This is a genomic window from Ferruginibacter paludis (genome assembly GCF_030409685.1).
In the GTDB taxonomy this organism is placed as follows: Bacteria; Bacteroidota; Bacteroidia; order Chitinophagales; family Chitinophagaceae; genus Ferruginibacter; species Ferruginibacter paludis.
On sequence record NZ_JAUFQJ010000007.1, the window covers coordinates 519,344 to 526,135 of the forward strand.

Consider the following 6,792-nt stretch of genomic DNA (forward strand, 5'->3'; position numbering starts at 1 on the left):
CAACGGCGTTTTAAAATAAATACCATAAAATATTTTACCTTCCGCCAATAATAAAATAAAAAGAAATTATGTTGAAATGGCTCGTCTCGATTGCTGCATCAGGTATCCTGTTGCCGGCCTTTGCTGCTGATATCAATATTTATGTATTACCTGGCGGAAGCGGGAATGGTTCAGCGCAGGCGCCCACTACTTTACAAAAAGCAATCGCCATGCTGCCCGGTTTAAAGCAATCAAACCCAACAGGCACCATTACTATTTTTCTCCATGATGGAACATACAACCTGGACCAACCGATCCTGATGACACCTGAAAATGGTGGCACCGGTGAATTGCAAATTATTTTTAAGGCTATGCCCAATGCGCATCCTGTGGTAAGTGGAGGACAACAAATTTTTATGCAGGGAACCAACATTTTATCTGTAAAAGTTCCGTATGCTGATAGCACAAAACCTTTTGATTTGTACATCAATGATAAAAGAGCTGTAAGGGCAAGAACACCGAATATTGATACTTATTTCACCCTGGGAAAAGTAATCAGTGTTCCCGATAGTCAGCATAAAGTACGTTTCACACAGCAAATTCAAATGCCGTTAACGGAGTTTAAGAAGCTCGCCTCATTACCTGCAAATGACGTGCAAAAAGTCTGGTTCAATATGTATCACAAGTGGGATAATACTATGCGGACCATTGATTCATTAAATCCGCTTAATAACTCATTTTATTCAACTGGCTTTATAAATGGCGATTGGGCATTAATAGATAAACCAGCGCTATTTTATATTGAAAATTATCCTGCTGCATTAGACACTACCAACGAATGGATACAGCAAAATGATACGGTTAAATATATCCCGGGCAAAAACGTAAATGCAAAGGAGGCAGTGATCCCCGTGTTGGAAAAACTACTGATTATACAAGGTGATTCAACCCATCCCGTAGAAAATATGTTGTTTGAGGGCATCGCATTTAAATATTGCAATCATCGTTTTAAGGGCTACGAGGCATACCAGGCTGCCCAGGAAATTGACGCTGCTATCATGGTTGACAATGCACAAGACATCCGCTTCAACCATTGTGAAGTAGCACATACCGGGCAATACGCCCTTTGGTTAAGAAAAGGCGTGCAGCATTGTGCAATTACCAACAGCTACCTGCACGATCTGGGTGCCGGTGGTATCAGGATTGGGGAAACGGTTATTCGCGAAAACAAGGCTCAATGGACATCTTACAATAAAGTGGACAATTGCATTATACATTCCGGCGGATTGGACTTCCCTTCTGCAGTCGGGATCTTTATCGCTCACTCCGGGAATAATATGATTGCGCACAATGATATTGGTGATTTCAGGTACACCGGTATTTCAGTGGGCTGGGTTTGGGGATATGCGTTTAGCCCTGCGGTAAATAACAAAATAATCTACAACCAAATTCATCATATTGGATGGGGAGTATTAAGTGATATGGCCGCTGTTTATACATTGGGTATCTCTAACGGAACGGAAGTAAGCCATAACCGGGTAAACGACATCTATTCGTATGACTATGGTGGATGGGGGCTTTATACAGACGAAGGTTCAACAAATATTTTGCTGGAAGACAACCTGGTATACCATACTAAAACAGGCGGCTTTCACCAGCATTATGGAGAAAATAATATTATCAGGAACAACATTTTTGCTTTTAATGAAAAATTCCAGGCACAGTTTTCAAGGGTAGAACAACACCACAGCCTGGATTTTAAAAACAATATTATACTAACTGATACTGGCTATCTATTGCAAGGTGCCTGGCAGACCGGAAACGTTAATCTTGACAGCAATTGCTATTGGAATATGAATAATAAAAAAGTTGCTTTCATTCAATCTACCGGGGCATATGGCGCCAATCCCGAAAATTATTTCACGTTGAAAGAGTGGCAGCAAAAGAGTGGAAAAGATTTGCATAGTATCCTGCAGGACCCCGGATTTGTCAATGCAACAGCGTTTGATTTTAGATTTAAAAATCGCTCAACAATAAATAAGATCGGCTTTAAATCCTTTGATATTAATATGGCAGGAGTCACAGGAGACAAGGCATGGAAAGAATTGGCAAAATTACCTGCAACCGTTATTAAAGCATTTAATTCATCCGTTGCTAGAAACATGTTACAATAGATGCAGTTGCTTTAAATCCGGATTGTCTGATTGAGTTCCGGCGGGGTTTTTACAGTAGCCAATAACAATTATAAAAGGGTAACTGTGAAACCCCGACGTATAACATTCTGGTCTCTGCAAACTTCTGAGTTTCGTAGAAGATTTTTTTTATTTGAAGACCCGTCGCCAAAACCCCGCCGGGACAAAAGAGTATGATTAACTGTTCTAGTTTATTATTTTACAAACTTTTTGTAAATGATCCGTTTTACAAATTCGGCTGCAAACAAATATACGAATACAATGGCGGTGATATAGAGCACCACATGAGTTGGTAATGGTTGAAAACCTGCCAGTGCAGCAAATGGTAAATAAGGCAGCAACCAGCCGGCAGCCAGGCAAAGCACTACACTGATCACCAGTTTTTTTGAGGGCTTGCTATCTTTAAACGGAACATGCCAGGTACGGATAACAAACACCACTAAAATTTGTGTGGCCAATGATTCCATAAACCAGCCTGTGCGGAACTCCGCCTGATTTAATGCAAAAACTTTATATAGCAGGTAAAAAGTAAGCAGATCGAAAATGGAACTGGTTAACCCAAAAACAAACATGTAACTGTAGATCATTTTCAGGTTCCAGCGCTGGGGTTTTTGGATATAGCTTTCATCCACATTGTCTGTGGGAATGGTAATCTGTGATGTATCGTATAAAAAATTATTGATTAGTATCTGCACCGGCAGCATGGGTAAAAATGGAAGAAAAATAGTGGCTGCTGCTACAGAAAACATATTGCCGAAGTTGGAGCTTAACCCCATCAGGATATATTTCATGGTGTTGCCAAATGTTTTTCGGCCTTCCAGGATACCCTCTCTTAACACCATCAGATCTTTTTTGGTAAGGATGATGTCTGCGGCATCTTTGGTAACATCTGTGGCACTGCTTACAGAAATACCCACATCGGCCGTTTTTAAAGAAGGGGCATCATTGATACCATCCCCCATATACCCCACAGCATGATGATTCGCTTTCAACGCAAGAATGATCCTGTTCTTTTGTTCGGGAGAAAAACGGGTGAATATGGTGGTGTTTGCCACCCTTCTTTGAAGCGCCTGGTCTGAAAGGCCGTCCAGTTCATGGCCCTGCATGGTTCCCTTTATGTGCAAACCAATTTCTTTGCAAACTTTTTGCGTTACCAGGTGATTATCGCCGGTGATAATTTTAACTTCCACCCCAATTTCTTTTAATGCCGCAATCACTTCATCAGCATCTTCTTTAGGTGGATCGAGGAAAGCAATAAAACCCTGCAGCGTCATTTCCATTTCATCCTCTTTGGTAAATATTTCATCGGCTCCAGTTTCTTTAGTGGCAATGGCCAACACCCGGAACCCTTCGCTGCTGAGCGCCTCATATTGGCTGATGGCCACAGCTTTACTTTCATTGTCAATTGAACAGGCTTTAAATATTTCTTCCGGTGCACCTTTGCAGATCAACACATTTTTATTTTGCACCGTCACCACCACACTCATCCGTTTGCGTACAAAATCAAAAGGGATTTCATCTTTCTTGACGTAAGCTTTTATATCTACTGTACGAAAAGAAACCACCGCATCATCCAGCGGATTTTTAATACCTGTTTGATAAAAACTGTTTAAGTAAGCCAGCTGTAACAGGTCTTCAGAATCATTCCCTTTTTTGTCAACATATTTTATCAGCTTTATTTTATCTTCTGTAATGGTACCTGTTTTATCAGTACACAACACTTCCATACTTCCAAAATTGGGAATGGCAGCCATTTTTTTAACGATGACTCCTTTAGCAGCCATGTGCACCGATCCCCTGGACATGGTCACTGCCATGATCATCGGTAACAGTTCGGGTGTTAATCCCACGGCCACCGCCAGTGAAAACATAAATGATTCCAGCAGGTCGTGCTTTAATACTGCATTGATCAAAAAAATGAATAACACCAGTACAATGGTTACTTTCATGATGAGGTAACCAAAGGAAGTAATGCCTTTGCTGAATTCAGATTCTGCTGCAGGTTCAATTAATTTTGCTGCAATTTTTCCAAACTCGGTGCTGGCGCCAGTCTTCAGCACGATTGCTCTGGCGGTTCCGGATATTACACTGGAGCCCATAAAAACAATGTTGGTAAGATCCACCAGATCCTGTTTATTACTGCTGATGGCGTCGCCGTGCTTTTCGCAGGGAAATGATTCACCGGTGAGGGAAGACTGGTTTACAAAAAAATCTTTTGAAAAAAGTATCCTGGCATCAGCAGGAACAATTTTGCCTGCACTCACCAGGATAATATCGCCCACACAAATTTCTTCGTGCAATATGTCATACTCACGGCCATTCCGGATTACTGTGGCTTTACTTTTTACACTTTGCTTCAACCGCTCCGCAGCATTACGGGCATCGAGCTCCTGGTAAAAATCTATTGCCACACTCACCAGTATCATGAACAAAATGATGGATGCTTTGACCGTTTCGCCCATTGAATAGGAAATAATGGTTGCTACTATTAATATTAATATCAAAGGGCTTTTAAAATGACCAAGCAACTCCACTAAGAGATACCTGCGCTTACTGGCAGCAATGGTATTTTTGCCGAATGCTTTTATTTGGGCTGCCACCTGTTCATCGGAAAGACCGGTTGTTTCATTGGTCCCTATTTTTTTTATAACTTCTGCTGTACTTAATGCGGCCAGATAATCTGGTAATGGATCTGGTGTATACATCGTGAATAATATTAAGCGTAAAATAGTATGCCTCCTTTTACCGTAAAATGATGATTGTCATGAAATGAGATGATGAACACTGCCGGTGTATGCTGTTTTGTTTCCGTGGTTGGTTTATAAGTTCACACACACAGCTGGTGTCCCGAACAAAGCAATGTATCTAACAGGCTGTTTAGTTGATGGCTATCATAATAAAGGGGGAATATTAATCATGGTAAAGCAAGGCTGCCTGCACTACTTTTATTCCTGTAACAAAAAATAAATTTTATGGGAAACTTACTTTATATCATTGCCGTAATATTAATAATAGCATGGCTGTTGGGATTTTTTGCATTTCATGTAGGTGGTATAATTCACATTCTGCTTGTTATTGCAATCATCGTAATTTTATTAAGAGTTATTCAAGGCAGAAAAATCCTTTAAGGGTAAACTTTTCGCAGCAACGTCTTCTGTAACATGGCTGGTAGTAGGGGATGTCAGGTGCAGGAATTCTTTCCTGTAGCCGCCTTTTACTAAACTTGCAATATTAGAATTGGTTGCCGCAGCCTTTGTGTCAACGAACCAACTCCGCTTCGGTAAAGTTCCCCCAATGGCATGCGGTACAAGTGAGTGAGGCACAATATTGCTTATCGCTCAACGTCACCAAGGCACAAGGACGCTGAACACAATCTTCGCCGTTGTTGGTAGGTTATGAATGTTGGCGTAAGTTTTTTGATTCGCTTGATTTTAGTTGGTATGTTCATAAAACGGTCAGCTATCCCGGAGGCGCCGTTGTTGGTCTTGTTGACCAACAACCGAGGCGAACAGCAAAAAAGCTGCAACTAAAAACAGTACCTTTCATCAATGGAAACTTATCCCATACACTGTCCTCAGTTTTACACCGCCACGTATAGTGGTTTACGAAAAATAACTATGCACAATGCAAACTGCCGGAAGAATATTATTATTCATCAGCTAAATTTCATCATACCGGAATGGATGAATTTAACATGCTGACACATTGCTAAACCCAACGATTCGGTTGTTGGGCAACAAGACCAACAACCGCGTTGGCAGAAAATACTGTATTTGAAACGTCCTTATTTTTTTGATATTTTTGTTTTTTCAAAACCGTAAATATCGCAACTATGAAACTGTCAAACTTAGTGTTATTGATTTTAATTGTTGAAATTTCATTTCAGCTGGTTGGTTGCGGGAAATGTCACGGAGGAAATCTATACCTTGATAATAGCAGAAGCTGGTTACCTCTTAAAGGAAAAACTCAACTTACATTTCTTGATGAAACTGGTCAACCCAAAAACTTTCAGACTCGTGTTATAGATACTGCACAAACTTATCTGGATTCTGGTTGCAATTTATTTCATACGGTAGAATATATACAGGTTGTACTTTACTTAAATTCATCAAGAACTGATTCAATATTCATACAGTTAGCTACACCCTCCTCTTTATCTATCAGGGCCTATACTGATACAAGTTTTAATATGGGTATTGGCGGAGACTTAACTGGCTATGGCGGCAGTCATGGGAATTTCCAGACAAGGTTATATAATTTCAACAATGGAAATAAAAAATATGCGGAAGTTTTGCTAATAAAACATGCCGAAGGATATAGTAATTCGATAGACTCTCTATTGCTTGCAAATGGTACAGGGATAATCGGATTTAACTATTTCAATAAAAAGTATATACTTCAATAGAGCAAAGAATATTATTTGTTCCGCTCCGAGCCTCCAAAAAAAATCCCAGGCGAAGTCTTCGCACAAATTATTTTAGACCAACAACCAGCACAATCTTTCGCCCTTGTTGGTAGGATTATTTCATGTAGTAGAAAACGTTTTTGATTCGCTTGCCTTTAGGTCTTATGTATGAGTTAATAGAATGCTTTTAATTTTAAAGAGTAAAAATATTTTCTC

At 40.1% G+C, this 6,792-nt stretch carries 4 protein-coding genes; 3 read left to right on the forward strand and 1 reads right to left on the reverse strand.

The genetic code is table 11. From position 1 onward, the window contains the following. The first annotated feature begins 68 nt into the window (after nt 1-68). Complete coding sequence (locus tag QWZ08_RS15535) at nt 69-2,153, forward strand: right-handed parallel beta-helix repeat-containing protein (RefSeq protein WP_290338390.1); 2,085 nt, start codon at nt 69-71, stop codon at nt 2,151-2,153. Nucleotides 2,154-2,365: 212 nt separating this feature from the next. On the opposite strand, the gene mgtA is transcribed toward QWZ08_RS15535, so the two are convergent. Next, entirely contained in the window at nt 2,366-4,876 is a 2,511-nt protein-coding gene (mgtA, locus tag QWZ08_RS15540) for a magnesium-translocating P-type ATPase (protein WP_290338391.1), read from the reverse strand. A gap of 267 nt (nt 4,877-5,143) precedes the next feature. Here mgtA and QWZ08_RS15545 point away from each other — a divergent pair, with 267 nt between their 5' ends. Both QWZ08_RS15545 and QWZ08_RS15550 read left to right on the forward strand, forming a co-directional pair. After that, nucleotides 5,144-5,299 (forward strand): lmo0937 family membrane protein, encoded by a 156-nt coding sequence (locus QWZ08_RS15545; protein WP_290338392.1) that lies wholly within the window; start codon nt 5,144-5,146, stop codon nt 5,297-5,299. 704 nt (nt 5,300-6,003) lie between these two features. After that, on the forward strand, nt 6,004-6,576 hold the full coding sequence (locus QWZ08_RS15550) for a hypothetical protein (protein WP_290338393.1): 573 nt from the start codon (nt 6,004-6,006) through the stop codon (nt 6,574-6,576). The last annotated feature ends 216 nt before the right edge of the window (nt 6,577-6,792 follow it).

Excerpts from the sequence above, each read along its gene's own strand:
- QWZ08_RS15545 (WP_290338392.1), top strand. The coding sequence starts at position 5,144 with ATGGGAAACTTACTTTATATCATTGCCGTAATATTAATAATAGCATGG.
- mgtA (WP_290338391.1), bottom strand. The coding sequence starts at position 4,876 with ATGTATACACCAGATCCATTACCAGATTATCTGGCCGCATTAAGTACA.
- QWZ08_RS15550 (WP_290338393.1), top strand. The coding sequence starts at position 6,004 with ATGAAACTGTCAAACTTAGTGTTATTGATTTTAATTGTTGAAATTTCA.
- QWZ08_RS15535 (WP_290338390.1), top strand. The coding sequence starts at position 69 with ATGTTGAAATGGCTCGTCTCGATTGCTGCATCAGGTATCCTGTTGCCG.